Here is a 24,387-nt window from a genome sequence, read left to right on the forward strand (position 1 = left end):
GGAGACTTAAATGCCGTTTTCCGACTACTCAACCGCACTCGTCACCGGCGCCTCAACAGGTATGGGTGCCGCGATCGCCGAGCGCCTCGCCAAGCGGGGACTCACCGTCCACGCCGTGGCCCGCAACGAGGAGCGACTGAACGACCTGGCCGACAAGACCGGCGCCATTCCCCACGTCGTCGACCTGACTGACACCGCAGCCCTGACGGCCGCCGTCGGGAACCTGGAGGTCGACGTGCTGGTGAACTGCGCCGGTGTGTCCCGCCCGGGCAACATCCTGGACTCCTCGGAGAGCGACATCGACGAACTCGTGGACGTCAACCTCCGCGGCCTGCTCCAGCTGACCCGGCTGGTCCTGCCCGGCATGGTGGAACGCGACCGCGGCCACGTCATCAACATCAGCTCCATCGCCGGCCTGTACAACTTCTACGGGCACACCGTGTACCACGCCACCAAGGCAGCCGTGCACCAGATCTCGCGGCAGCTGCGCAACGACACCGTCGGCAAGCGCATCCGCGTCACCGAGATCTGCCCCGGACGCGTGGAAACCGAGATCTTCGGCCGCAACATGGGCGGTACGCCCGAGGCCATGGAAGAGGCGTGGAAGACGTACTACGAAGGCTACGAGTCCCTGACCACGGACGATATCGTCAACGCCATGGACTACGCCATCGAAACGCCCCGCCACGTGAACGTGGGCATGCTGGAACTCATGCCCACATTCCAGGTTCCCGGCGGGCTCACGTTCGACCGGCGCCAAGCTTAAAGCTCCCACAGGTGGGGCCGGCCGGACCGGCTCCACCCTGTTTCCCCGCTCCTCCCAATCGATAGGTTTTCCGATGCAAACAGTCCGCACCGTCAGCTTCCCCGACTCCCAGCTGCTCGCTGATCTCTCGCCCCTTCCCGAAGGGCTCAAGGGAGTGGTGTGGGACCTGAAATCGGATCCCGACGGCGGGACGCTGGGCGAGATCGACGGCGTCATCCTCCCGTACATCAACGCCGGTGCGGTTCTGGGATCCCTCGCCAAGGTTGAAAACCTGAAGTACGTCCAGACACAGTCCACCGGATACGACGGCGTGATTGAGGCTGCCGGTCCGGCGGCCGGCGTCGCCAGTGCCTCCGGCGTGCACGCTGCGGCGACGGCGGAACTGGCCGTGGGCCTGATCCTGGCCAAACTGCGCGGCATCGACCAGGCCGTCCGCGACCAGCAGCACGGCCTGTGGCGGCCGGAGCGCCGCCAGTCCCTGGCCGACCGGCGCGTGCTGCTGCTGGGCGTGGGCGGGATCGGGCACGAGATCGCCCGCCGGCTGGAGCCCTTCGAGGTCACCGTTACCCGGGTGGGCAGTTCCGCCCGTACTGACGAGCACGGCGAGGTCCATGCGTCCAGCGAGCTGACTGCACTGGCCGCCACGCACGACATCCTCGTCTCGGTGCTGCCGCTGAACGAGCAGACGAACCAGCTGATCGGTGAAGAGGTCCTCGCGTCCCTGCCGGACGGCGCGCTGGTGGTGAACGTGGGCCGCGGCCCGGTGGTGGACACGGACGCCCTGACCAAGGAAGTACTGTCCGGCCGCCTGAACTGCGCGCTCGACGTCGTCGATCCCGAACCGCTGCCGCAAGACCACGCGCTGTGGTCCGCGCCCAACGCCCTGATCACGCCGCACGTGGGCGGCAACGCGTCAGCCTTCGAGCCGCGGATCCTGAAGCTCCTCCGGGAGCAGCTCGAAGCTCTGGCCGCAGGCCAGGCCCCGGCCAACCTCGTACAGCGCGGCCCCTTCTAGGACAAGCGCCTTTCAAGGACCACTCTCCAATCAAGCGCGAACGTACACTTGTGGCCCCGAACAGGGCCGCAATTGGGGCCACAAGTGTCCGTTCGCGCGAAAGCCGCGGCCTGCCGGGCCCTACTACAACGAACAACCATTGCGCACACAGCGCAGGACCGCGGCGAAGGAGCTGCTCTTTTTCATGACTTCACTTTTTGATTTGACCGGGCGGGTTGCTTTGGTGACGGGTTCGAGCCGGGGGATTGGTAACGCCCTGGCGCGGGGGTTGGCTGACGCGGGCGCGACGGTGGTGTTGAACGGGGTGGATCCGGAGCGGTTGAAGGCTGCGGAGGCATTGATGGCTGCGGATTATGCGCCGGGGCGGGTGCACAGTGTGGCGTTTGATGTCACGGACGACGCCGCAGCCCAGGCGGGGGTGGCGTGGGTCGAGGAGCACGTGGGCCCGTTGGAGGTCCTGGTGAACAATGCCGGGATCCAGCACCGGGTGCCGATGCTGGAGCTGGACGTGGCGGACTGGGAGCGGGTGCTGTCGACGGACCTGACCAGCGCGTTCCTGGTGGGCCGGGCCGCGGCCCGGCACATGGTGGCCCGGGGGCACGGGAAGATCATCAATATCTGTTCGGTGCAGACGGACCTGGCCCGGCCCACGATCGCCCCGTATGTGGCGGCGAAGGGCGGGCTGCGGAACCTGACCCGGGCGATGACCGCGGAGTGGGCCGGTTCCGGGCTGCAGATCAACGCGATCGCGCCGGGGTATATCCATACGGAGATGACGCAGAACCTGGTGGACGATGAGCAGTTCAACGCCTGGATTCTGGGCCGGACTCCGGCTGCGCGGTGGGGCACGGTGCAGGACCTGGCCGGCCCGGCGGTGTGGCTGGCCTCGTCCGGGTCTGATTTCGTGAACGGGCAGACGATCTTTATCGACGGCGGAATGACGGTGGTGGTCTGATGACAACGGCGAACGGTACAACAACACACAGCACAGCAGAAACAGCAGCAGCACCAGTGGAAGCGGAACTGCCGGCCTCGGGTCCGGCGGTGGTGGCGCACGGCAAGGGGATCTGCGGATCGATGACCTCCCGGTCACAGCGCCGGGGCCGGGTGAGACGGTGGTGGAGGTCCTGTACGGGGGGATTTGCGGGTCGGACCTGCATTACTGGCTGCACGGCGCGGCCGGGGAATCGATCCTGAAGGCGCCCCTGGTCCTGGGGCATGAGATCAGTGGCCGGGTGGTGCGGGCCGCGGCGGACGGGACCGGCCCGGCGGCGGGGACGCCGGTGGCGGTGCACCCTGCGACCCCGGGCCCGGGGGACGGGACGGTGAAGTACCCGGTGGAGCGGCCGAACCTGTCGCCGGGGTGCACGTACCTGGGCTCGGCGGCGCGGTTCCCGCACACGGACGGGGCGTTCAGCCGGTACGTGAACCTGCCGGTGCGGATGCTCCGCGCCCTGCCCGAAACCCTGGATCTGCGGACCGCGGCGCTGATCGAACCGGCCAGTGTGGCGTGGCATGCGGTGTCCCGGGCCGGGAGACGTCACCGGCAAAACCGCCCTCGTGATCGGGTCCGGTCCGATCGGGGCGCTGACCGTCGCCGTGCTCAAACGCGCCGGGGCGGCCCGGATCGTCGCCGTCGACATGCACGAAAAGCCGCTGGAGATCGCCGCGGCCGTGGGCGCGGACGAGGTCCTGCACGCCGGTGATACAGACGCGATCGCCGGAGTGCAGGCCGACGTCGTGATCGAGTCCTCCGGGAACCACCACGGCCTGGCCTCCGCGATCCAGGGCGCGGGCCGGGGCGGGACCGTGGTCATGGTCGGGCTGCTGCCCACCGGACCCCAGCCGGTCCTGATCTCCCTGGCCATCACCCGCGAACTGGACCTCAAGGGCTCGTTCCGGTTCAACAACGAAATCGACCAGGTCATCACCGCCCTCGCCGACGGCACCCTGCACATCGGACCGGTCATCACCCACGACTACCCCGTCACCGACGCCCTCCAAGCCTTCGACACCGCCCGCAACTCCGCCCAATCCGGCAAAGTCCTCCTCAACTTCGGAGCAACATCATGATCACCAACCTGCCGCCCCTGGTTGTCATGGGCGTCTCCGGCTGCGGCAAGTCGACCATCGGCGCGCTGCTGGGCGAGCGTCTGGGCGTTCCCTTCTTTGACGGTGACGACTTCCATCCGCCGGCCAACAAGGCCAAGATGGCCAGCGGCACGCCGCTGAACGACGAGGACAGGGCACCCTGGCTCGCGGAAATCGGGACCGCGCTGGCAACGCCCGGTGACGGAGCAGGCACGCGCATCATCGCCTGCTCGGCACTCAAGCGGAGCTACCGGGACCTGCTCCGCAGCCACGCACCGGAGCTCGTGTTCATCCACCTTTCCGGCGCGGAAGCCACCATTGCAGGCCGGATCAGCGGCAGGGCGCACGAGTATATGCCCAGCAGCCTCCTTGCCTCGCAGCTTGCAACGCTGGAGCCGCTGGGCCAGGATGAAGCCCACATTTCCGTGGATATCCTCGGCGACCCGGCGTCGCTGGTGGACGGCATTGTCCGTCAACTGGAACTGGCCGAACAGGATGTACTGGCCACTACGGCCGGCAGCTAGACCTTATTGCTGCGGTGGGAGTCCGGTGCCGGCGGGCTTGGTGAGCGTTAGCTCCGTGTGCACTATGACAGTGGAACACTGGAATTGCACGGTGCAGCTCTGCAAAAGGAGCGTGGCTGCGGCCGTCCCTTCATCGAATGCCATCACGGTTGGAACCACGCGCAGGGTGACGGTTTGGGACTGTTTGGTGCAGCTGATCTGGTCACTTCCGATGCCGGAGGCGATGCGCCCGTCGCTGACCCGTTGGCTGAGCTGGACCAGGGGAACGGCCATGATCAGGCCGGGGTCCGTGTCGCACGTGAAGGTCACGGGGATATCCACTGCGGCACCATCCGCCACGAGGACCCCGGGACCTGCCTCCAGCGTGCCGGGAGTTGCGTGGGCGGGGGCGGCGACGGCCATGAGACCGGCGGTGAGAACGGCGGCGGCGAGGCGGCAACTGGTGCCTAACATCAGGTACTCCCTTGTATGGAAACCTTGAATGGAAGCAGGGCGTCACGGGTTCCCGCAGCGGTACCGGCGGGTCGCCGGGCGCCTGGTTACGGGGCCACGCCAGTGGAGGTCATGGCCCCTGACGGCAGCGCCTGCCGGGCGCTGCCCGATGCGGCCGGAAGTCCGGCTGGCCGCACAATACTCACGTATTTGTGGAGCTGGCAAGAGCCAAAAACAAAGGGAGCGGACGACGGCGGGACCTCCCGCCGTCGTCCGCTCCCTTTTGTGCTGTTCAGCGCTACAGACTCAGTGCCAAAGCCCTAGGGCAAACTCCGCAATCACCGTGGACAGCAGGAACGATGCGGTGATGGCGACGAGGCCCACCGGGATGATCTTCCAGCCGATGTTTCTCAGGAGCGGGATGTCCTTGCCCAGGGACAGGCCGGCGAGCGTCAGCATGACCGTGGCGATCGACAGGAAGTCCACCGCCTTGATGGGCCCGTTCAGCGCCCCGGCTGCGAAGAACCAGGGGCTGGAGATGTAGGCGCCGATGGTGGTGATGTAGACGATCGCCGAGATCTTCTTGGTGAGCTTGGCCAGGGCAATGCTGACCAGCACCAGCGCGAGCATGATGGCGTACCCGGCAACGATGGTCAGGCTGAATCCCTTGGCCGCGATCGAGGCCGTGCCGATGCCCAGGACCGTGAGGACCGAGAGCGAGAGCCACAGCGGCAGGTGCATGGCGGCCGAGGATTCGGCAACCCGTTCGCGGAACCGGCGGTTCTCTTCGGCCTGGGCCTCCGCTGCAGCGTCGGTATCGGCGAGCTCGGCGCCGGTGTGCTGCGACGGGGCGCCGGCCGTGACCGCTGCCTCCTCCCGGGTCTGCTTGCGGGTCAGCGCCCGGTAGAAACGGTCCGCCAGCGGCAGGGCAAGGTAGATGCCGACGTAGACGCCCAGGATGGTGGTGATCAGGTTGGAGATGGCGGCCATGCCGAGGATGGCCTCCTGGTCGCCGGGGTAGGCGGCGATGATGCTGGCCGAGGAGGCCGCCATCATGGATCCGGACCCCACGCCTGCGCCCATGGCCAGGGCCAGGGGGTCGAAGATCTTCCAGTTGGAGATGAGGGAGGTCAGCAGCGTGATGTACACGGCGCCGAACAGGGTTCCGAACACGTACATGGCCAGGACGCCGCGGTACTGGTCGGAGTCGGGGCCGTACTTTTCGGAGACCATGGCGAAGGACGGCTCCCGGTCAAGGGAGAACGTTGCCCCCACGGTGGCCTTGCCCATGCGGAGCAGGACGGCGAGCGGCAGTGCCAGCGCGATGGTGCCCAGCAGGTGCCCGACCTCCTGCAGCAGCAGTGCAGGACCGGCCTTGAGCAGGGTGGGCAGGCTGGGGCCGATGTTGAAGGCCAGCCGCGCCACCAGGAGCAGCACAGCCACACCGACCAGGGCGGCGGCCACGCGCTGCAGGTCCAGTCCCAGGGGCTTGAACTTCTGGACCGAGACCAGCAGGCCGAGGATAAGACCCCAGACCATGGGGAAGATGACGATCGCGCCGATGCCGACGTCGATCTTGGCCTGGCCGATCAGCTGGACCGCCAGGGCAATGACAAAGGCCAGCGCGGCGATGGGAAGCGTCAGCCGGGCACCAGCCCGGTCTGTCCGCGCGGGTGTGGTGCTGGTGCTCATGATGTGCCTTCCTGTGTAACCGTCTGACGGCGGTAAGCCGCTTTGATCAGGCGTGCCCTTTCGGTGGGTGTGGTGGCCGCGGCGGCGACGGTCCAGGCGAGCGCGGTGGCTGCCTCGGACATCACGGCGTAGGCCTCCTGGGAGTCTGCCAGCGCGGCGAAAGCGTGCGAGTGAATGGGAACGTCCGCGCCGGGAATGCTGAGCCAGGGGTGCAGGCTCGGGATGACCTGCGAGATGTTGCCCATGTCCGTTGAGCCGCCGCTGATGCCTGCCGACGGGGAGGTGTCCTTGCCGAACACGTCCATGGCCTCGGTCCAGTGCGCCGCCAGGGCGTCGTCCTGGATCAGGGGTTCGTACAGGGGTTCCGTGTCCTCGATGGCCAGTGTGGTGCCCGTGGCGAGGGCCGCCCCTTCGAAGCAGCGGCGGACGCGTTCCAGCAGCGCCTCATATTCCTTCAGGGTGAAGGCCCGGCATTCGAACTCCACCACCGCCCGTTCCGGAATGATGTTGGTGACGTGTCCGGCCTCTGCGACATAGAGGGCAACACGGTGGTCGCCGGGGATCTGCTGGCGCAGCAGGCCGACGGCGACCTGGCTCAGCACCGCGGCGTCCGCGGCGTTCACGCCCTGGTGCGGGGCAGCTGCCGCATGGGCTGCCTTGCCCGTGAACGTCGCCCGGTAGCGGCCGACGGCCTGGGCGCTGGTGCCAGCCGGGTTGTACGTCACCCCGTCCTGGACCGGGTGGACCATGAGGGCGAGGCTGACGCCGTCGAAGGCGCCTTGTTCCAGCAGGAGCGACTTGCCGCCGCCGTGTTCCTCGGCGGGGGTTCCGATGGCCTTGAGGGTGATGCCGAGCTCGTCGACGAGCGGGCGCAGGGCGAGGGCTGCGCCCACCGAGGCGCCCGCGATCAGGTTGTGGCCGCAGGCGTGTCCGATATCGGGCAGTGCGTCGTATTCCACGCACAGGGCCACTACCAGGTCGCCGCTGCCGGCGGTGGCGGTAAACGCGGTGGGAAGTCCGCCTGTTCCGTGTTCCACCTCGAAGCCGCCCTCAGCGAGCAGGTCTGCCGCCGCCCGGGCGGAGTGGACCTCCTCGAAAGACACCTCCTTGAGGGCATGGATCTGCTGCGCCATGGCCAGGACCCGCGGTTTCCAGTTGCTGACGCCCTCCGCCAGCGCGGTGCGGTGGGCCTGCAGGGCAGGCGTTGGTTCGTTCAGTTCCATGGGTATGCCTGCCTTAGTAGGAGAGGGACGGGAAGGGGGCACCTGCCGCACGGGTCGGCACCCAGATGGCCTTGGTCTGCGTGTACTCGTCCAGGACACCGGGGCCGGACGAGCGGCCGTGGCCGGAGTCCCCGAAGCCGCCGAACGGCACCGCCACGTGGATGGTCTTGTACGAGTTGATCCAGAACGTGCCGGCCTTCACCTGGCGGGCAACGTGGTGAGCGCGTGAGACATCCGAGGTCCACACCGCGCCGGCCAGGCCAAAGTTCGTGTTGTTGGCCCTGGCGATGGCCTCGGCCTCCGTGTCGAAGGCGTCGGCCCCGACGACGGGCCCGAAGACCTCGGTGGTTTCGAGCCGGTTCTGCGGCGTCACGCCGTCGAGCAGGGTGGGCATCACCCAGTGGCCGCCGGACAGCGATGACCCGGCCAGAGCGTCGGGAAGCGTCCCGCCGGTAATCCGGCGTCCGCCGTCGTTCATTCCTGCCTCAATGAGCGAGGTGACGGTGGCGAACTGCTGGGCCGTGATGATGGGGCCCACCTCGGTGTCCGCGCTCAGCGGGTCGCCGACGCGCAGCCGGGCGGCGCGGTCCGCCACCAGTTCGACGAACCGGGCGTGCACGCTGTGCTCCACCAGGAGCCGTGAGCCGGCGACGCAGGACTGGCCGGCGCCGGAGAAGATGGCCGCGATGGCGCCGTCGGCGGCGCGTTCCAGGTCCGCGTCCGCGAACACGATGTTGGCGCTCTTGCCGCCGAGCTCCAGCAGTGCGGGGATGCCGGCCTGTGCTGCCGCGACGGCCACGCGCCGCCCGGTGGGGACGGAGCCGATGAAGCTGACTTTGCCGACGCGGCGGTCGGTGGTGAGGGCCGCGCCCACGGTCTGGCCGAGTCCTGCGGCCACGTTGAACACGCCTGCGGGCAGGCCGGCTTCATGCGCCAGCTGGGCGAGGCGGACGGTGGAGGCGGGCGTGAATTCGCTGGGCTTGATGATGACCGCGTTGCCGGCGGCCAGCGGGGCGGCGGAGTTCCAGCCGGCGGTGAACAGCGGCGCGTTCCAGGGCGTGATGGCGACGACGACGCCCCACGGTACGCGCTCGGTGTATGTGTGCCAGGGGCCGGGAACGGGGATGGTCTGGCCGGTCAGCTTGTCGGCCCAGCCGGCGTAGTAGCCGAACATTTCGGCGACCTTGGCGGCCTCCATCCGGGCGTCGCGGATGGGTTTTCCGGTGGTGGCGGACTCGAGGATGGCAAGCTCTTCAGCGTGGTCCTCCACCGTGCGGCTGACGTTGCGCAGGATGGCGGCGCGTTCGAAGCCGTTCAGCCCGGCCCAGGCGGCGGCGCCGGCCACCGAGCTTTCCAGGATGGCGTTGGCGCCCTCTGCGCCTGGGTCCGCGTACGTGGCGAAGGGCTCCCCGGTGGCCGCGGCGGTGAGCGTGATGCCCTCGCCGCTGCCGGGGACGGTGCGGCCGTCAAGGAATGCGCCCAGTCCGTTGGGGAATGCCGCGTCCAGGACGGCGCGGGCGGTGGCCGCGGAGGAGGAAGTGGGTGCTGTGGCGGTGCTCAAGGTGATGGTCCTCTGGTTTGTGTTGGTCGTTTTGCTCTGGGGGCCGTTAGGCGACTGGGCTTTAGGCGACGGCGGTGGTGGTGTCGTTCTTGGTTCCGGGTGCGCCCGCCGGGGTGATGGCCGGGGCGACGGTGCGTGCAATTTCCGTGAAGTCCGCGCGGGGGCCGAGGGCGGCGAGGGCTTCCTGCCACTGGCCGGCGACGGCGGCCAGCAGTGCCGGGTTTTCGCCGATCTGGGCGGCGACGTCGACGGCGAGGGCGGCGTCGCGGGCCATGAGCCCGAGCGAAAAACCGGAGTCGTGGGTTCCGGAGAGCACCCAGTTGGGGTACATGTTCGCGGAGACTTTGCTGCCGCCGGAAGCCTCGCTGATGCTTGCTGCCGCCTTGGCCGGATCGATGCCGTAGGCCTTGGCGACGCCGAGGGCCTCGCCGACAGAGACCAGGTTGGCCGCCGCCAGGACGTTGTTGAGGAGCTTGACCACGTTGCCGCTGCCGGGCCCGCCGATGTGGCTGTACTTGCCGCCCGTGAGTGCCAGCAGGACGGGTTCCGCCGCAGCAAGGGCGGCGTCGGTTGCCCCCACGAAGGCGCTCAGCGTGCCCGTTGCTGCGCCGTCGCGGCCGCCGGAGACCGGGGCGTCCACGAACGCTGCGCCCCGTGCCTCGGCCAGTTCGGCCAGCTGCTTGCTTGTTGCCGGTTCGGAGGTGGTGGTGTCAATGATCGCGATGGTCCCCGGTGCTGCCAGGAGCTGCGGGACCGTGGCTTCAACGACGCTCGCCGCAGGGAGGGAGAGGACCGCGTAGGGGGTGCCGGCCAGCTTCTCGATGCTGGCGGCGGTGGCGATCCCGGCCTCGGCTGCGGCGGTCCGTGCCGATTCGGAGGGGTCGAAGCCGGTGACTTGCCAGCCGGCCTGGTGCAGCGTGGCCGCCATCGCCCCGCCCATGGAGCCGAGGCCAATGACGGCGATGCGGCGGTCGGTGCTGGTGTTCATGAAGGTGCTCCTGGAAGAAAGTGTGCGGGAAGGCTTGTGTGCTGAAGAGGACTGCGGGTCAGTCGAGGTAAATGTCGAGGTCTTTCCACAGCTGCTGGGTGCGGCGGATCGCTGCGCGGCTCCGCTCCGGGTGGGCGGCCTCCATGCCTGCCAGCAGGCCGTAGACCAGTGAATTGGCGGCGGTGACGGACTGGAAGAAGGAGATTCCCTCCGAGGCCACCACCAGGAGGTGGTCGGCCACGGCTGCGAGGCGGCCGCGGCGCATGTCGGTGATGGCAACGACCTTTGCACCGGCCTGTTTGGCAGCCTCGGCGGTGACGATGATTTGCCGCATGGATCGCCACATGTTGATGACCACCAGGACGTCGCCCGGGCCCAGGGCGTTGGCGCTGGAGGCGAGGTGGACGGCACCGCGGTTCTCGAGGGTGATGGGATAGCCCATGGTCGAGCCCAGGTGTGCCATCACGCTTGCCGGCCCGGCGAAGGAGCCCAGCCCCAGGACGATGATGGACTTGGCCGCGGCCAGGGTGGCGATCGCCGCCTCGGCGTCGTCGGCGGTGTTGGAGTCCAGGGTCAGGCGCAGGTTCCCGATGTCGTGGTTGAGCGCATCATGCAGGGGACTGCGGTGTTCCCCGTGCTCGGTCAGCGTGTCCTCGGTGGAAATCATCACCAGGTAACGCGACCGCAGTTCCCGCTGGAGGTCCGGCCAGCCCCGGTACCCCAGGCGCTGTGCCGCGCGGACCACGGTCGAGTTGTTGACGTCGGCCCGCTGGGCAATCTCCGCGATGTCGGCGTACGAGGACAGCTGCGGGTTGCGGGCAATCACGTCGACAACCCGGGTCTGGGCTTTGGACAGCGGAACGTTCGGAAGCGCGTCGCCGAGCCACGCATGGGATGCGGGTGCGGCGGCGGTTCCCGTGCTGGTGTCCACTCCGGCCGTGTCGGGGTTCAAGGTCAGCCTCTTCCTTTGACGGGATCTGTTACTCGGATCACTCTGCAAGTTCGTTTGCGTCCAATGTACTCTGCAATTTGGTTTGCGAAAAGTGCTTTCCGGTTTGCCGGCTCCGAAACCCGGACCCAAGGCCCATTGCAGCAGCGTTAAGACCGCGCCACCATGAACTTATGAGCACCGAAACACCGGGCACAGGGGAGCTAAGCCTCCCGCAGGCGTTCCTCCTCCTGGCGACGAATGACAAGGACGGCGAGCCGGAAGTGCCGCCAAGCGTTCTGAAAGCCGGATTGGCCGGGGCGATCCTGGCCGAGCTGGACCTGCTGGGGGCAGTCCGCTTAGACGGAAAGTACGTGCGGGCGGTAGGTGAGCCCCCGCCGTCGGACTTCCGGCACCAATGGGAACTCATCCACGACAAGTCCCGGCCGCACAGTCCCCGGCGGTGGGTTGCCATGCTGGAAAACCGCGCCGAACTGCACCGCGTCTATGAGGGCATGGCGGCTCTCGGCGTCGTGACCCACGTCGGCGAAAAGCATTTGGGCGTCTTCAGGACCACCCGGTACCCGGAAAAGGACCATGTGCCGAAAGCGGCACTGTTGGCGAGGATCGAAGGCGTACTCAACGGATCGGCGTCGGACGCCAGGACAACGGCGCTGATTGGCCTGCTGCACGCGGCAGGGCTGATGGACAAGCTTTTCCCGGGCGCGGGTCCCGGCAGGCTCAGGGAGTTGACCGGTGAGCATTGGCCCTCCCGCGCGGTGCGGGACGAACTGCGCATGATCCGGCTCGCCGAGGCGGAAGCGGCCACGTAGCGGGCACTTGCGGAAAAACCCGGCCTGCTGATTTACTTCCCCCACGGTTCCTTAAGCAAACGGGTCCGAGTGCTGTAGCGCGCTGCTATGGGGGAGCACCATTCGGAGGATCAATGGCCGGGGAACACCGTGACGATCTAGTCATGCAGTCACTGCTGCTGGACGAGATCGGCCAGTCAGTGATCGGCATGGACGGCGACTGGCGCATCACCTATTGGAACCGCGCCTCAGAGCGTCTGTACGGGTTCGGCCGGGACACAGTATTGGGCCTGAAGATCTCGGATCTGGGAATCCTGGGAGCCGAGGCGCGGGGCCAGAACGCCACGGACCGGGAGATGGCTGGCAGGCTTGCCCGCGGCGGGGACTGGGCAGGCGAACTGTGGGTCCGCCACAGCACAGGCCGTGAGTTCCCGGTCCACGTAACAGTGAGCCGGATCAGGGGCCGGCACACCGTGCCGGTCGCGGTGGTAGCCATCTCCAAGGACATCACCGACCGCAAGCACACCGAGGCCATCCTGCGCAGGCTGTCCGCCATGGTCGAATCTTCCGGGGACGCCATCATCGGCGCCGATCTCAGCGGGAAGATCACCAGCTGGAACGCCGGCGCGGCGAGGATGCTGGGCTGGAGTTCCTGGGAGGCTGTGGGGCAAAGCCTCTCCCTGTTCACGGCCGACGACGGTCTGTACTTCGGCGCGGACGTCACCGCCCGCACGGGGAACGGGACGTTCATTACGGGTGTGGGCGCGAAGTGGCGCTGCAAGGACGGGGGAGTGATCGACGTCGAACTGACCGTGTCCCCCGTCTATGACCAGGACGGCGTCCGGGTGGGGGCATCGGCCATCGCCCGGGACATCACCGAGATCCAGCGGCTGAAGGCCGCCGCAGAGGCCGAACGGGAGCGGCTCCTGGCTGCCCAGGAAATTGCCCACGTCGGCAGCGTTGAACACACGGTTGCCACGGGGGAGACGTGGCACTCAGAGGAATTCGACCGGATCCTGGGGTTCTCCAAGGGGGACCGGAAGGACCGGGAAACCATTTTGGCGCGGATTCACCACGAGGACCGGGACCGGGTGCTGGAAGTGTGGGAGAACCTGGGGCGCGGCCTGGGCTTCGCAGATTTCGAATACCGGATCATCCGTCCCGGCGGCGAACAGCGGTGGCTGCATTCCCGGATCCGCAGTATCAACGGCGCAGACGGCAAGCCGATCCGGTTCCTGGACACGGTCCTGGACATCACTGACCGGAAAAAGGCGGAACAGATCCTGGAGTGGCGGGCCCGGCACGATGCGCTGACCGGCCTGCCCAACAGGTACATGGTCACCGAGGTGCTCCAGGATGTCCTGGACGGGGAGGCCCGCCCGGTGGTGATGTTTGTCGACGTCGACCGGTTCAAACTGATCAATGACGGCATCGGCCACGGAGCCGGCGACGCCATCCTGGTGCTGCTGGGCGAGCGGCTGAAGGCGGCCGTCCGGGCAGGCGACACGGTGGGCCGGTTCGGCGGCGACGAGTTCGTGGTGATCTGCGAGAACCTGCAGATGTGCGGTGCCCAGGGTCTGGCTGAACGGATACGGGAGGCCACCCGACAGCCGTTCGACGTGGACGGGCGGCAAATCTACCTCAACGTGAGCGTGGGAATTGCCCTGGCGGACGAGGAGGACACGGCCGAATCCATGCTGCAGGGGGCCGACGCCGCCATGTACCGGGCCAAGTCCGCGGGCGGGGATTCGTCGGCCATTTACGACGCGCGCATGGCCGGGCGGGCCACCGGACGCCTTGACCTCGAATCCGACCTGCGGCTTGCGCTGGAGCGCAATGAGCTGTCCCTGAACTACCAGCCGATCATCGACCTTTCCACCGAGGGCGCCGTCGGTTTTGAGGCGCTGCTGCGCTGGGACCACCATGAGCACGGCCCGATCATGCCCGACACCTTCATCCCCATTGCCGAGGAGACGGGCCTGATCCTGCCGATCGGCACGTGGGTGCTGCGCGAGGCAGTGCGCCAGGTGCAGCGGTGGCGCACGCAGGTTCCGGGGGCGGAGAACTTCACGGCGGCAGTGAACATCTCCGGGCGTCAGCTCGTGGCCAACGACTTTCCCGAGATCGTGGAGGCGGCCATCCGCGACACCGGGATCGACCCGGCCGCCGTCCACCTGGAAATCACCGAAACAGTGCTCATGGACCAGCCGGACCTGCCCAAGGAAACGCTGCAGCGGCTGGCCCGCCTGGGCGTCGGCCTGTCCATCGACGACTTCGGCACCGGCTACTCGTCGCTGAGCTACCTCAAGTGGCTCTCCGCCCGCACCCTCAAGATCGACCGCACCTTCGTCGAGGAACTCGGCACCGACCCGCACGGGGCAACCATCATCGAACTGGTCCTCGGCATGGCGGAAAGCCTCCACCTTGATGTCGTGGCCGAAGGCGTGGAGACGAATGCCCAGCTCGCAGAACTCCGCCGGCTCGGTGTGCGCCTCGCGCAGGGCTACCTCTGGAGCCAGCCCCTGACGGCGGAGCGGATCCCGGCCTGGCTGAAGGCGCACCCCGGCAAGGTCCCCGCGGAGGAGTCCCTGCCGTCGGATGAGTCTTTCGGGAGTAGATTGGCAGCATGCAGGAGCGCAGACGCAAGCGCCGCTGGGTGATCGCCGCTGCCGCGGGTGCCGTTGTGGTGGCTTTGGGACTCGCGCTGTTCAAGCCGTGGCTGCTGTTCATCGACGTGCGGGTGGATGAGCAGCTTCCCACCGTTGCGGCCTCCACTGTTGGATCCTCGCCGTCGCCGGAGCGGACAGCCCCCTCCGCCACCGCGAAGCCGACTTCCGGAAGCCCCAGCACAGCGCCCGCCGGGCCGGTCCAGCTTGCCGAAGGCCGCCTGATCAGCCATGAACACGCCACCACCGGGACAGTCCGGATTGTCCGGCAGCCCGGCGGATCACGGGTCCTGACGCTGGAGAACCTGGACACTTCCAACGGGCCGGATGTGCACGTCTGGCTCAGCGCCGCCGATGTGGTGGAGGGAACAGCGGGATGGTTCACGGCCGGCTCCGCCGAACACTATGACCTGGGCCTGATCAAGGGGAACCAGGGCAACCAGGTGTACGCGATCCCCGACGACGTCGACCTGAGCCGGTACCGGTCCGTGGACCTGTGGTGCGTCCAGTTCAGTGTTTCTTTCGGGGCGGCCCAGCTCTCACTTTGAACCTGCTAGCGGGAGACGGGTTCCTTCGCCTCGAGGAGCGCCAGTTCGTGGCGGCGGGGAAAGCCTTCCCAGTCGCCGGGGACCAGGCATGCGAAGGCGCCGGTGGCCGCGGCGGTGCGCATTCGCTCTTCAGGCCCGCGGCCTTCCATGAGTTCGGCCAGGTAGCCGGCCACAAAGGCGTCACCGGCGCCGACCGTGTCCACCACCGAGACGGCAACAGCCTCCTGGCGGAACACCGTTCCCTCTACCAGCGCGAGGGCCCCGTCGGCGCCGAGCTTGATCACGGCCTGCTCCGGCCCCAGGGCTGCAATCCTCTGGGCAAGCTCCTCAGGATCACCGGGGCCGACGGCGATGGCTGCCTCGTCCTCGCCGGCGAACACGATGTCCGCCAATGGAATGATGTCGCGGTAGACACTGCCCGCACCCTCCGCGGACCAGAGGTTCCCACGGAAGTTCAGGTCGAAGGACACGGGAACACCCGCAGCCCTGGCCACACCGATCGCATGCCGTAGCGTCGCCTCCGCCTGGGCGGACAGGGCGGGCGTGATGCCGCTGGCGTGCAGCAGCCCAGCGCCGGCAATGAGCGCCTCGTCAATGTCGGACGGTGCAAGGCGGGATCCGGCGCTTCCGGAACGGTAGTAGCTGACGCGCTGCGCATCGGGCGTCCGGCGCTCCTTGATCATCAGCCCGGTGGGGGCGGACGGGTCGACGGCGATCCGCACATCCACGCCCTCCGCCCGGATCTCGCGCTCCACGAGCTGGCCCAGGGAATCCGCTCCCACCCGTCCGCACCAGACGGACTGGACGCCGAGCCGGCGCAGTCCGATGGCGACGTTGGATTCGGAGCCGCCGATGCCCAGGCTCAGGGTGGAGGCGTGTGCCAGCGGTCCCACCTGGTCGGCACGCATCAGTGCCATGGTCTCGCCGAAACTCAGGACGTATGGCGCATCATCCGCCGGAATGCCGGCGCTCATTTGCCGGCCTCCAGCTGTTCCGCGGTCCGGTCGATCAGCTCGCGCACTCGCCGTGCCCTTGCGGTGAGATCCTGCAGGTCGCCGCCCTTGAAGGCGTCGCCCAGCAGCGGCCCGCCGAGGCTGACGGCCAGCGCTCCGGCCCTGATCCACGCAGGTACGTCCTCGATGTTGACGCCGCCGGACGGGATCACCTCGATGTCCGGGAACGGGCCGCGCAGCTGTGCCACGTAGCCGGCGCCGACAGTGGAGGCCGGGAAAACCTTGACGGCGGTGGCCCCAAGTTTCCAGCCGGTGTGCAGCTCGGTGGGGGTCAGGCCACCCGGGTAGACCGGAACGCCGCGCTCAACGCAGGCGGCGATGACGCCGGGATCCGTGACCGGTGTGACGATGTAGGCCGCCCCCAGTTCGAGGGCCGTCTGGGCTTCCGAGGTGTCGGTGACCGTGCCGACGCCGATCTCGAGGGAGTTCCCGAAGCGCTCGCGGAGGAGGGGCAGTTCGTCCCAGACGCCGGGGGTGCTGAGCGTGAGCTCGATGCTCAGCACGCCGCCGCGCTGCAGCGCCTCGATGACCGGCGCGTAATCCGAGGCGTGGCGGGCCCGGAGGACGGCAACGGCCCGGGTGTCGCGGAGAACTGCGGACGGGGCCGGCCGGGACACCGTGCCGGGGCTTTCGAGGCGGAGCATGGGATTCCTTTGGAGTTGGCGGGCGTGGGTAGCGGGGGAGAACTGGCAGTGCACGACGGCGGGTGGGTGCCGCCGTCGTGCACGGCCAGTTAGGGACTGTGTTGGTTACTTCGCAGTGCGGGCGGCTGCCAGCTCAGCCGCCGCGGAAGGGGTGGCGACCACACCGCCGTCCCGGCGGGCGTCCTCCGGATCTGTGAGATCGCGGTTGAGGGTCTCCGGGGAGAGCCGGGTGGCGATGAAGCTGACGAGCATGGTGAGCGACATGTAGACGGCCACCGGGATCCAGGAGTTGCTGAAGAGACCCAGCAGTCCGGCGCAGATCATGGGTGCGACGCCGCCGCCAATGATCGAGGAGAACTCACGGCCCAGGGTGACGCCAGCGTAGCGGTAGCGGCTGCCGAAGATCTCCGGGAAGTAGCTCATGTGCACACCCACCACACCCTGGCAGGCCAGCATGAAGCCGATGATGATCACCATCACGATCGCCACGGGGGAACCGGTGGTCAGGAGCATGAAGGCCGGTGCCGGGAAGAGGATCAGCGCGCCGGTGATCAGCGAGACAACGCGCCGGCGGCCGATCTTGTCGGACAGGATTCCGAAGGACACCGCCGCGACGCCGCCGCAGAGTGAACCGATGAGCAGCACCGGCGGGATGAACTTGGGGTCCGTGCCGACGACGGTGATCAGGTATGACGCCATGAACACCTGGATGGTGTAGGACTGCGTGCTGACGCCAAAGTTCATGAGGATGACGCGCAGGACATTGGCTTTGCCGCTCCTGGCGACTTCCTTGAGCGGGGCGGGCGGCTCGGTGCGGGCCTGCTTGATCTCCTCGAACACGGGGGATTCATCGAGTTTGCGCCGGATAATCAGGGCGGCGACGGTGACGAAGATGCTGGAGAGGAAGACCAGCCGCCAGCCCCAGGTCAGCATGTCGTTCGGGGCCAGGGACTGGGCGGCGATCCACACCAGCGCGCCGAGTGCGGTGCCGGCAGCGGCGCCGACCATGATCAGCGAGGCCAGCTTGCCCCTCGTGCCGGGGGCTGCGGATTCGGTCAACAGCGTTGCGCCGCCGGACTGTTCCGCGCCAGCGCCGAAGCCCTGGGCTGCACGGCATACGCAGAGCAGGATCGGGGCGAGCAGGCCGATCTGCTCGAAGGTCGGCAGCACGCCGATGGCCATTGTGGCGCCGCCCATCAGGAGCAGGGTGACCACGAGGATCCACTTCCGGCCGAGGCGGTCACCGAAGTGGGAGAAGAAGATCCCGCCGAGCGGGCGGAACAGGAAGCCGACGGCGAAGGTGGTGAAGCTGGCGATCAGCGCCGCGGCGGGGGAGACATTGGGGAAGAACAGTTTGCTGAAGACGAGCGCCGAGGCGGTGCCGTAGATGACGAAGTCGTACAGTTCGAGGGTGGTGCCGATAAGGCCGGCGACGGCGGCCTTCCGGACCTTGCTCTGATCGATTTCCCCTGGGGGGACGTGTGCTGTGGTCATTTCCATACTCCTTTGAATGGATGCTGCAAGGGCTGAGCCTGGCGCCACGACCGCCGGGTTCCCTGTCCGAGCTTGCGAGGCTAGGGAGCGGTTGGGGAGGGTCGACAAGCTCAACCAGCGGGGTCAGTAGGTGATGAGTACTTTGAGGTTGGTGGGGTCGGTCACCGGTGCCGTGAGGGCGGCGGCGGCGTCTTCGAGCGGGAATGTGCTGGTGATGATGGACCGCAGGTCCACAGTGCCGGAGGAGGCGAGGTCGATCGCCGTCGGGAACGCGTTGGCGTAGCGGAATGCGGTGACGAGGTCGATCTCGTAGCGCTGGAGGAACCCGAGTGGGATGCCGTCCACCGTGGGCTTGGCCTGGCCGACGACGGTGGCCCGGGCTGCGGGTGCCAGGGTCTGGATGCCGTCTGCGAGGGCCCGGGTGTTGCCGGAGCATTCGATCAGCCGGTCCATGCCCGCCAGGTCCAGTGGAGTGGCTGCCGTGTTGACCGTGCGGGTGGCGCCGAACTTCGTGGCGACGGCGAGGCGGTCGTCGTTCACGTCGGTCACCACGATTTCCGCGGCACCCCGGGCTGCGGCGACCTGGGCAACCAGCAGCCCGATGGGTCCGGCACCGGTGATCAGCACGCGGTGGCCCCTCCGGATCTGCGCGCGTTCCACCGCCCAGACGGCGACGGCGAGCGGTTCGATCGCTGCCCCGATTTCCGCCGGGATGCTGGCCGGCAGCCGATGGACGGCGGCTTCCGGCACCACCACGTGGCGGGCGAACAGCCCGTCGGTGGGCGGGGAACCGAAGCAGGTTCCGGCCGGGCAGAGATTGTAGCGCCCGGACAGGCAGGTGGGGCATTCCCGGCAGGGCAGCGCCGGTTCGATGGCGACGGGGGTGCCGGCGGCGACTTTCGCGGCCGGCCCGGCGGCGATGACGACGCCCGCTCCTTCGTGGCCCAGGACGGTGGGCTGGCGCAGCACGTTGGTGCCGTTGCGGCCGTCGGCGAAATAGTGCATGTCCGAGCCGCAGATCCCGCCGGACCGCATCTCGACAAGTAGGTCGTTGGGGCCGAGGGCAGGCAGCGGCTTGTGTTCGATGCGCAGGTCGCGGGCACCGTGCAGCACGGCTGCCTGTGTGCCGGTGGGGAGCCCGGCAGTGTTCGTTGCCGGAATGGCTTGGGTAGTCATGGCGTGCTCCGTATGGTTTGAAGGGAGGCGGCGTGATCCAGGGCGGTGCTGGCTTCTGCGATGGCTGCCAGCGGGCCTGCCGCATGGATGATGTCGATGAACTCGCCGGTGCGCAGGATGAAGTCGTCGCGTTCGGCCAGTTCGTCGCCGAGGAGGTGGTGGTCGCCGAGAACTTTCCGCGCGAGGTCGGCGCCCGAGCGGGAGCCGGAGGCCAGACCGGCGAGCAGGCTGCGGGCCGGGTCCTCCATGGCGTGGGCCTGGGGGCCCGGATCGAACCCGGGCAGCGGGGCGATGCATGCGAGATACGCGGCGGTGGTGAGGGCCAGCAGCTGTGGCATCCGACCGTCGTCGAGCATCTGCAGTGCCGGCAGCGGGATGCGCTGCCGGAGTTTGACGGACCCGTCGGAGCCCACCTGGCTGGTGCGGTGGCCCAGGGCCGTGTTGCGCCAGCGGGAGAAGAGCTGTTCCTCATAGGCGTCCACGTCTACGCCGGATGGCACCGAGACGCTGGGCAGGTACTCGTTCCGCAGGACGGAGCGGGCGGCCAGTTCGATGTTCGGGTGTGAGACGGATTCCGGGATGGTGACGGCGCCGGTGAGGGCTCCGAGGTAGGCGATGAGGGAGTGCGTGCCGTTGAGCAGGCGGACCTTCAGCTGCTCGTAGCCGGCTACTTCATCGGAGAACACCGCGCCGCCGGCTTCCCACGTGGGGCGCCCGGCGATGAAGTTGTCCTCGACGATCCACATGGTGAACGGTTCGGCCGGCACCGGGATCCGGTCGTGGTAGCCGCGCTCGGATGCGACCAGTCTGCGGTAGTGGTCCGTGGTGGCCGGCACGATCCGGTCCACCATCGAGGAGGGGAAACTGGTGCGGGTGTCGATGAACGCGAGGGTCTCGGCGGCTTCGGCGGGCGGGAGCAGCGAGGCGAATTCGCGGACCAGCCGCTGCGTGTGGTGGCCGTTGTCGGCGAGGTTGTCGCAGCTGAGGATGGTCACCGGTTCGCCGTGGCTCCGGGACCGGTGCTGCAGCCCGCGGACGATCTGCCCGATCGGCGTCTTCGGGGCGCCGGGGTGCTCGAGGTCGTGCCGGATGGCGGGGTCCTGCAGGTTCAGCGAGCCGGTGGCGGGGGTGTAGTTGTAGCCGTTCTCGGTGACCGTGAGGGAGACGATCCGGGTCCCGGCCTCGCCAATCGCCTTGACTACGCGCTCCGGGCTGGCGGCGGCCGTGAAGGCGTCCGTGTGGACCCGCGGAACGGAGAACTTGGAGCCCTCCGGTGAAATTTCCACCACTGTGTAGAGCATGTCCTGGGCGTGCATTGCGTCCGGGATGGCGCTGGACCGGCTGGCGACGCCGATGATTCCCCAGTCGCCGCCGTGGGCAGCGACTGCGGCATCGGTGTAGACGGCCTGGTGAGCGCGGTGGAAGTTGCCGAGGCCCAGGTGCACGATCCCGGCGGCGGGTGCTGCGGCCCGCCGGAGGATGCCGGGCATGGCCGCGGACAGCGGGGGAATGGAGGTCATGGTCACCAGTCCTTCATGGAGCCGTCGAGCTCGCGGGCGATGGGCAGGTAGGCCTGCTTGTAGGGGAACCGGGCGGCAGCGTCCTCGTCCACGTGCACGCCGAGGCCGGGCTCGTCGCCGGGGTGGAGGTAGCCGTCCTCGAAGCGGAAGCTGGACTGGAAGACCTCGGACACCAGGGGGTCGTAGCCCATGTATTCCTGGATGGCGAAGTTGCTGGTGGCCAGGCCGAGGTGGAGCGAGGCAGAGAGGTTGATCGGGGAGACATCGGAAGGCCCGTGCGGCGCGCCCTTGATCTGGTAGACCTCGGCGAGGGCGAGGATCTTGCGGACGTGCGAGATGCCTCCGGCATGGACGACGGCCGTGCGGATGAAGTCGATGAGGCGTTCGGTGATGAGGTGTTCGCAGTCCCAAACCGTATTGAAGACCTCGCCGATGGCCAGAGGGATGGTGGTCTGCTGCCGCAGCGTGCGCAGGAGCCGCTGGTTTTCTGCAGGGGTGACGTCCTCGAGCCAGAACAGGTCAACGTCCTCGAGTGAGCGGGCCAGCCGGGCGGCTTCGGTGGGGTTGAGCCGGTGGTGGACGTCGTGGAGGAGCTTGAGGTCCGGGCCCACGTGCTCGCGGACGGCGGACAGGACCTTCGGGGCGTGGCGGAGGTAGGCGGAGGTGTCCCAGTCCTCTTCGACGGGTCCGGCGCCGCGGCCTGCCGGTTCGTAGCTGGCGGCGCCCTTGGTGACGCCGTAGACCTTGTCCAGCCCGGGCACGCCGGATTGGGCGCGTACGGCGCGGAAGCCCTGCTCGCGGCGACGGTCCACGGAGTCGAGGAGTTCCGGGACGTCCCAGCCGGTGGCGTGGGTGTAGGTGAGGATCTTGTCCCGGGCGGCGCCGCCCAGCAGCTGGTAGACGGGGACGTCCAGCGCTTTGCCCTTAATGTCCCACAGTGCCAGGTCGATTGCGCCGATGGCCGCCATGGTCACCGGTCCGCGGCGCCAGTAGGCGCCGCGGTAAAAGTACTGCCAGGTGTCTTCGATCCGGTCCGCGTCCCGGCCCAGCAGGGCAGGGGCGAGGTGGTCGCGGAGGTAGCTGGCCACGGACAGTTCGCGGCCGTTCAGGGTGGCGTCGCCCCAGCCGGTAATCCCGTCGTCGGTGGTGATCTTCAGGGTGACAAAATTGCGGCTGGGACTGGTGACGAGGACGTCGACGTCGACGATTTTTCGGGTCATCGGGAAATCACTACATTCTTCAGTGGCTGGTTCGCGGACAGGCGGGTGATGTTTTCGGCGATCTCCCGGGCGCGGCCGCGGAAGGTTTCGGCGGTGACGCCGGAGGAGTGCGGGGTCATGATGACGTTGTCCAGCCGGCCGAACGGCAGGGACGAGGGTTCGCCGCGGCCGTCGGTGCCCGGGTACTGGTACCAGACGTCGATGGCGGCGCCGGCGATCCGCCGGTCCTTGAGGGCTTCGTAAAGTGCTGTCTCGTCGACGACGGGGCCGCGGGCCACGTTGACGAGCTGGCCGTCGGGGCCGAGGTTGTCCAGTTCGGCCGCGCCGATCAGTGAGGTGGTTCCGGCGTCGAGCGGGATGCTGACCACGAGCACGTCGGATTCGCTGAGGGCCTCGCCCAGGCGATCCGTGGCGCCGGTCCAGCGCAGGCCGTGCTCGCCGGCGTTGACGGAGCCGCTGCGGGTGATGGCGATGCCTTCCGCGCCGAAGGCCTGGAGCAGTTTCCAGCTGGCGCTGCCGATGTGGCCGAAGCCGAGGAAGGTGACCACCGCGCCGCGCAGTGTCTCGGGCTGGCGGATGTCGGGGGAGTAGACCGAGGAGGACCACACGCCGGTGCGCAGTGCGGCGTCCTGGCCCAGCAGGTTACGGCGGAGGGCCACGAGCACGGTGGCGATGTGTTCGGCGATGGAGCCTTCGTGGTGGAAGGTGTTGGCGCATACGGCCCCGGCGGGCAGGGCGTCCGCATCGATGCCGTCATAGCCGGCACCGCCCACGTGCACCAGCCGGAGGTTCCCTGCCTTCGCGCCCATGGCGGCGGTGAACTTGGGCCCGACATAGACGTCGGCGTCCTTGAGGTCGGTCAGCACGGAGTGCTCGTTCCAGCTGTCGTGCCAGGAGGTGATGGTGCCTTCCGGCAGCGCCGCCTCGAAGACGGCGCGCTGGGGCATCAGGTTGGGGTCTGCGATGACGATTCTCATGGTTACTTTCCCTGGAGGGTCTGGTCGGCGTTGCGGGCGGCGAAGGTGGAGCCGCGCACGATGAGCTGCGAGTTGAGGTGGACCGCCTCGGTGGCGGTGGGCTTGCCGGCGATCTGCTCGAGGAGGAGTTCGAGGGCGAGGGAGCCGCTTCGGCTGATGGGGACGCGGACGGAGGTGAGGCCGGGTTCGGCGGCCGCGGCGATATCGAGGTCGTCGATGCCCACCACACTGATGTCCTCGGGGCAGTGGTAGCCGAGAGTCCGGGCACCGGCGAGCATGCCGATCGCCACGAGGTCGTTGTAGGCGATGACGGCCGTGGCACCGCTGGCGACCACCGAGGCGGCGGCGGCCAGGCCGCCGTCGACCGTGGCGTTCTGGTTGCCCACGGTGACCAGTTCGATGCCCCATTCGTCGCAGAGGCGCGTGATGGCTGCAAGGCGCTGGCCGTTGGCCCACGAGGAGGCCGGGCCGGGGATGTAGGCAAGCTTGCGGTGGCCGAGGGCGTGCAGGTGTTCGACGGCCTGCCGGATCCCTTCGCCGGCCTCCATCAGTACCCGGGCGGCCTGGTCCGCCTCGCCGTTGATGACCACGAGGGGCGCGCTGCCGGCGAGGTTGTGGATCTGCTCCGACGGGAGCCGCGGAGAGCAGAGGATGATGCCGTCCACACCGGTGGCAAACGCTGCAAGGTGGTCGCGCTCGCGGGCTGAGGATTCGCCGGTGTCCGCCAGGACCATGCGGTGGCGTCCGTGCCAGGCCTGGTCCTGGATCGCCTTGATGAGTGCGGCGAACACGGCGTTGGAGATGTCCGGGACGACGACGCCGAAGGTTCGGCTGCCGTTGAGGCCTGGGACGTCATACCCGAGCTGGGCGGCGGCGTCCATGACCTTCTGCCGTGTTTCGGCGGCGAGCCGGCCGGGGTCGCCGAACGCCCGTGACGCTGTGGCGAGCGAGACGCCAGCGAGCTTTGCGACGTCCGTAAGTTTTGCCGCCATCGGTCCTCCAGTTGCTTCGTTGAAACCCTTCTCCTCAAGTATGGAAAAACTTGTACAAGCTTGTCAAGCATTTTCCATGAGTTGCATCACAGGGTCGGCGGGGGA

At 68.2% G+C, this 24,387-nt stretch carries 21 protein-coding genes and 1 pseudogene; 8 read left to right on the forward strand and 14 right to left on the reverse strand.

The features are described from left to right. The first annotated feature begins 10 nt into the window (after positions 1-10). From BWQ92_RS13330 to BWQ92_RS13350, 5 genes and pseudogenes are all read left to right on the forward strand, one after another. On the forward strand, positions 11-766 hold the full coding sequence (locus BWQ92_RS13330; protein WP_076800169.1) for an SDR family oxidoreductase: 756 nt from the start codon (positions 11-13) through the stop codon (positions 764-766). 73 nt (positions 767-839) lie between these two features. After that, positions 840-1,781: a 2-hydroxyacid dehydrogenase gene (locus BWQ92_RS13335; protein WP_076800171.1), complete on the forward strand. Its 942-nt coding sequence runs from the start codon at positions 840-842 to the stop codon at positions 1,779-1,781. 184 nt (positions 1,782-1,965) lie between these two features. After that, the gene (locus tag BWQ92_RS13340; protein WP_076800173.1) at positions 1,966-2,736 is read left to right on the forward strand and encodes an SDR family oxidoreductase; all 771 of its coding nucleotides are present in this window, start codon (positions 1,966-1,968) and stop codon (positions 2,734-2,736) included. Further along, positions 2,736-3,854, forward strand: a pseudogene (locus BWQ92_RS13345) (L-idonate 5-dehydrogenase). The gene BWQ92_RS13340 and the pseudogene BWQ92_RS13345 overlap by 1 nt, the downstream one beginning before the upstream one ends. Continuing rightward, positions 3,851-4,396 carry a gluconokinase gene (locus BWQ92_RS13350; RefSeq protein WP_076800175.1) on the forward strand — a complete coding sequence of 182 codons (546 nt, stop codon included), beginning with the start codon at positions 3,851-3,853 and terminating at the stop codon, positions 4,394-4,396. The pseudogene BWQ92_RS13345 and the gene BWQ92_RS13350 overlap by 4 nt, the downstream one beginning before the upstream one ends. Before the next feature lie 3 nt (positions 4,397-4,399). Here BWQ92_RS13350 and BWQ92_RS13355 read toward each other — a convergent pair whose 3' ends face one another. The 6 genes from BWQ92_RS13355 to BWQ92_RS13380 form a co-directional block, all read right to left on the reverse strand. Further along, the gene (locus tag BWQ92_RS13355) at positions 4,400-4,849 is read right to left on the reverse strand and encodes a hypothetical protein (RefSeq protein ID WP_076800177.1); all 450 of its coding nucleotides are present in this window, start codon (positions 4,847-4,849) and stop codon (positions 4,400-4,402) included. A 285-nt stretch (positions 4,850-5,134) separates the two neighbouring features. Then, positions 5,135-6,520, reverse strand: a complete 1,386-nt coding sequence (locus tag BWQ92_RS13360) for a DUF3100 domain-containing protein (protein ID WP_076800179.1) — start codon at positions 6,518-6,520, stop codon at positions 5,135-5,137. Beyond that, positions 6,517-7,743 (reverse strand): amidohydrolase, encoded by a 1,227-nt coding sequence (locus BWQ92_RS13365; protein ID WP_076800181.1) that lies wholly within the window; start codon positions 7,741-7,743, stop codon positions 6,517-6,519. Before BWQ92_RS13365 ends, BWQ92_RS13360 begins: the two co-directional genes overlap by 4 nt. A 13-nt stretch (positions 7,744-7,756) precedes the next feature. After that, positions 7,757-9,304, reverse strand: coding sequence for an aldehyde dehydrogenase family protein (locus BWQ92_RS13370; RefSeq protein WP_076800183.1), 1,548 nt, complete (start codon positions 9,302-9,304; stop codon positions 7,757-7,759). A 61-nt stretch (positions 9,305-9,365) separates the two neighbouring features. Then, positions 9,366-10,292, reverse strand: a complete 927-nt coding sequence (locus BWQ92_RS13375) for an NAD(P)-dependent oxidoreductase (RefSeq protein WP_076800185.1) — start codon at positions 10,290-10,292, stop codon at positions 9,366-9,368. 58 nt (positions 10,293-10,350) lie between these two features. Further along, positions 10,351-11,244, reverse strand: a complete 894-nt coding sequence (locus BWQ92_RS13380) for a MurR/RpiR family transcriptional regulator (RefSeq protein ID WP_157365155.1) — start codon at positions 11,242-11,244, stop codon at positions 10,351-10,353. Positions 11,245-11,414: 170 nt separating this feature from the next. On the opposite strand from BWQ92_RS13380, the gene BWQ92_RS13385 reads away from it, so the two are divergent. The 3 genes from BWQ92_RS13385 (at position 11,415) to BWQ92_RS13395 (ending at position 15,246) form a co-directional block, all read left to right on the forward strand. Further along, complete coding sequence (locus BWQ92_RS13385) at positions 11,415-12,053, forward strand: GOLPH3/VPS74 family protein (protein ID WP_076800187.1); 639 nt, start codon at positions 11,415-11,417, stop codon at positions 12,051-12,053. 143 nt (positions 12,054-12,196) lie between these two features. Beyond that, positions 12,197-14,692, forward strand: coding sequence for a sensor domain-containing protein (locus BWQ92_RS13390; RefSeq protein WP_236782955.1), 2,496 nt, complete (start codon positions 12,197-12,199; stop codon positions 14,690-14,692). Further along, the gene (locus BWQ92_RS13395; RefSeq protein WP_076800191.1) at positions 14,659-15,246 is read left to right on the forward strand and encodes a DM13 domain-containing protein; all 588 of its coding nucleotides are present in this window, start codon (positions 14,659-14,661) and stop codon (positions 15,244-15,246) included. The genes BWQ92_RS13390 and BWQ92_RS13395 overlap by 34 nt, the downstream gene beginning before the upstream one ends. Positions 15,247-15,251: 5 nt before the next feature. On the opposite strand, the gene BWQ92_RS13400 is transcribed toward BWQ92_RS13395, so the two are convergent. The 8 genes from BWQ92_RS13400 to BWQ92_RS13435 form a co-directional block, all read right to left on the reverse strand. Then, on the reverse strand, positions 15,252-16,220 hold the full coding sequence (locus BWQ92_RS13400; RefSeq protein ID WP_076800193.1) for a sugar kinase: 969 nt from the start codon (positions 16,218-16,220) through the stop codon (positions 15,252-15,254). Further along, positions 16,217-16,903 carry a bifunctional 4-hydroxy-2-oxoglutarate aldolase/2-dehydro-3-deoxy-phosphogluconate aldolase gene (locus tag BWQ92_RS13405; protein ID WP_083706306.1) on the reverse strand — a complete coding sequence of 229 codons (687 nt, stop codon included), beginning with the start codon at positions 16,901-16,903 and terminating at the stop codon, positions 16,217-16,219. Before BWQ92_RS13405 ends, BWQ92_RS13400 begins: the two co-directional genes overlap by 4 nt. A 105-nt stretch (positions 16,904-17,008) precedes the next feature. Then, positions 17,009-18,397, reverse strand: coding sequence for an MFS transporter (locus BWQ92_RS13410; protein WP_076800194.1), 1,389 nt, complete (start codon positions 18,395-18,397; stop codon positions 17,009-17,011). A gap of 123 nt (positions 18,398-18,520) precedes the next feature. Then, positions 18,521-19,573, reverse strand: coding sequence for an NAD(P)-dependent alcohol dehydrogenase (locus BWQ92_RS13415; protein WP_076800196.1), 1,053 nt, complete (start codon positions 19,571-19,573; stop codon positions 18,521-18,523). Then, entirely contained in the window at positions 19,570-21,093 is a 1,524-nt protein-coding gene (locus BWQ92_RS13420) for a mannitol dehydrogenase family protein (RefSeq protein ID WP_076800198.1), read from the reverse strand. Before BWQ92_RS13420 ends, BWQ92_RS13415 begins: the two co-directional genes overlap by 4 nt. 2 nt (positions 21,094-21,095) lie before the next feature. After that, positions 21,096-22,313, reverse strand: coding sequence for a D-mannonate dehydratase ManD (gene manD, locus BWQ92_RS13425; protein WP_076800200.1), 1,218 nt, complete (start codon positions 22,311-22,313; stop codon positions 21,096-21,098). Further along, on the reverse strand, positions 22,310-23,290 hold the full coding sequence (locus BWQ92_RS13430; protein WP_076800202.1) for a 2-hydroxyacid dehydrogenase: 981 nt from the start codon (positions 23,288-23,290) through the stop codon (positions 22,310-22,312). Before BWQ92_RS13430 ends, manD begins: the two co-directional genes overlap by 4 nt. 2 nt (positions 23,291-23,292) lie before the next feature. Next, positions 23,293-24,282, reverse strand: a complete 990-nt coding sequence (locus BWQ92_RS13435) for a LacI family DNA-binding transcriptional regulator (RefSeq protein WP_076800204.1) — start codon at positions 24,280-24,282, stop codon at positions 23,293-23,295. Between the last annotated feature and the right edge of the window lie 105 nt (positions 24,283-24,387).

Source organism: Arthrobacter sp. QXT-31, from assembly GCF_001969265.1.
Classification (GTDB): domain Bacteria; phylum Actinomycetota; class Actinomycetes; order Actinomycetales; family Micrococcaceae; genus Arthrobacter.

Excerpts from the sequence above, each read along its gene's own strand:
- BWQ92_RS13330 (WP_076800169.1), top strand. The coding sequence starts at position 11 with ATGCCGTTTTCCGACTACTCAACCGCACTCGTCACCGGCGCCTCAACA.
- BWQ92_RS13335 (WP_076800171.1), top strand. The coding sequence starts at position 840 with ATGCAAACAGTCCGCACCGTCAGCTTCCCCGACTCCCAGCTGCTCGCT.
- BWQ92_RS13340 (WP_076800173.1), top strand. The coding sequence starts at position 1,966 with ATGACTTCACTTTTTGATTTGACCGGGCGGGTTGCTTTGGTGACGGGT.
- BWQ92_RS13350 (WP_076800175.1), top strand. The coding sequence starts at position 3,851 with ATGATCACCAACCTGCCGCCCCTGGTTGTCATGGGCGTCTCCGGCTGC.
- BWQ92_RS13355 (WP_076800177.1), bottom strand. The coding sequence starts at position 4,849 with ATGTTAGGCACCAGTTGCCGCCTCGCCGCCGCCGTTCTCACCGCCGGT.
- BWQ92_RS13360 (WP_076800179.1), bottom strand. The coding sequence starts at position 6,520 with ATGAGCACCAGCACCACACCCGCGCGGACAGACCGGGCTGGTGCCCGG.
- BWQ92_RS13365 (WP_076800181.1), bottom strand. The coding sequence starts at position 7,743 with ATGGAACTGAACGAACCAACGCCTGCCCTGCAGGCCCACCGCACCGCG.
- BWQ92_RS13375 (WP_076800185.1), bottom strand. The coding sequence starts at position 10,292 with ATGAACACCAGCACCGACCGCCGCATCGCCGTCATTGGCCTCGGCTCC.
- BWQ92_RS13385 (WP_076800187.1), top strand. The coding sequence starts at position 11,415 with ATGAGCACCGAAACACCGGGCACAGGGGAGCTAAGCCTCCCGCAGGCG.
- BWQ92_RS13390 (WP_236782955.1), top strand. The coding sequence starts at position 12,197 with ATGCAGTCACTGCTGCTGGACGAGATCGGCCAGTCAGTGATCGGCATG.
- BWQ92_RS13395 (WP_076800191.1), top strand. The coding sequence starts at position 14,659 with ATGCAGGAGCGCAGACGCAAGCGCCGCTGGGTGATCGCCGCTGCCGCG.
- BWQ92_RS13400 (WP_076800193.1), bottom strand. The coding sequence starts at position 16,220 with ATGAGCGCCGGCATTCCGGCGGATGATGCGCCATACGTCCTGAGTTTC.
- BWQ92_RS13405 (WP_083706306.1), bottom strand. The coding sequence starts at position 16,903 with ATGCTCCGCCTCGAAAGCCCCGGCACGGTGTCCCGGCCGGCCCCGTCC.
- BWQ92_RS13410 (WP_076800194.1), bottom strand. The coding sequence starts at position 18,397 with ATGACCACAGCACACGTCCCCCCAGGGGAAATCGATCAGAGCAAGGTC.
- BWQ92_RS13415 (WP_076800196.1), bottom strand. The coding sequence starts at position 19,573 with ATGACTACCCAAGCCATTCCGGCAACGAACACTGCCGGGCTCCCCACC.
- BWQ92_RS13420 (WP_076800198.1), bottom strand. The coding sequence starts at position 21,093 with ATGACCTCCATTCCCCCGCTGTCCGCGGCCATGCCCGGCATCCTCCGG.
- manD (WP_076800200.1), bottom strand. The coding sequence starts at position 22,313 with ATGACCCGAAAAATCGTCGACGTCGACGTCCTCGTCACCAGTCCCAGC.
- BWQ92_RS13430 (WP_076800202.1), bottom strand. The coding sequence starts at position 23,290 with ATGAGAATCGTCATCGCAGACCCCAACCTGATGCCCCAGCGCGCCGTC.
- BWQ92_RS13435 (WP_076800204.1), bottom strand. The coding sequence starts at position 24,282 with ATGGCGGCAAAACTTACGGACGTCGCAAAGCTCGCTGGCGTCTCGCTC.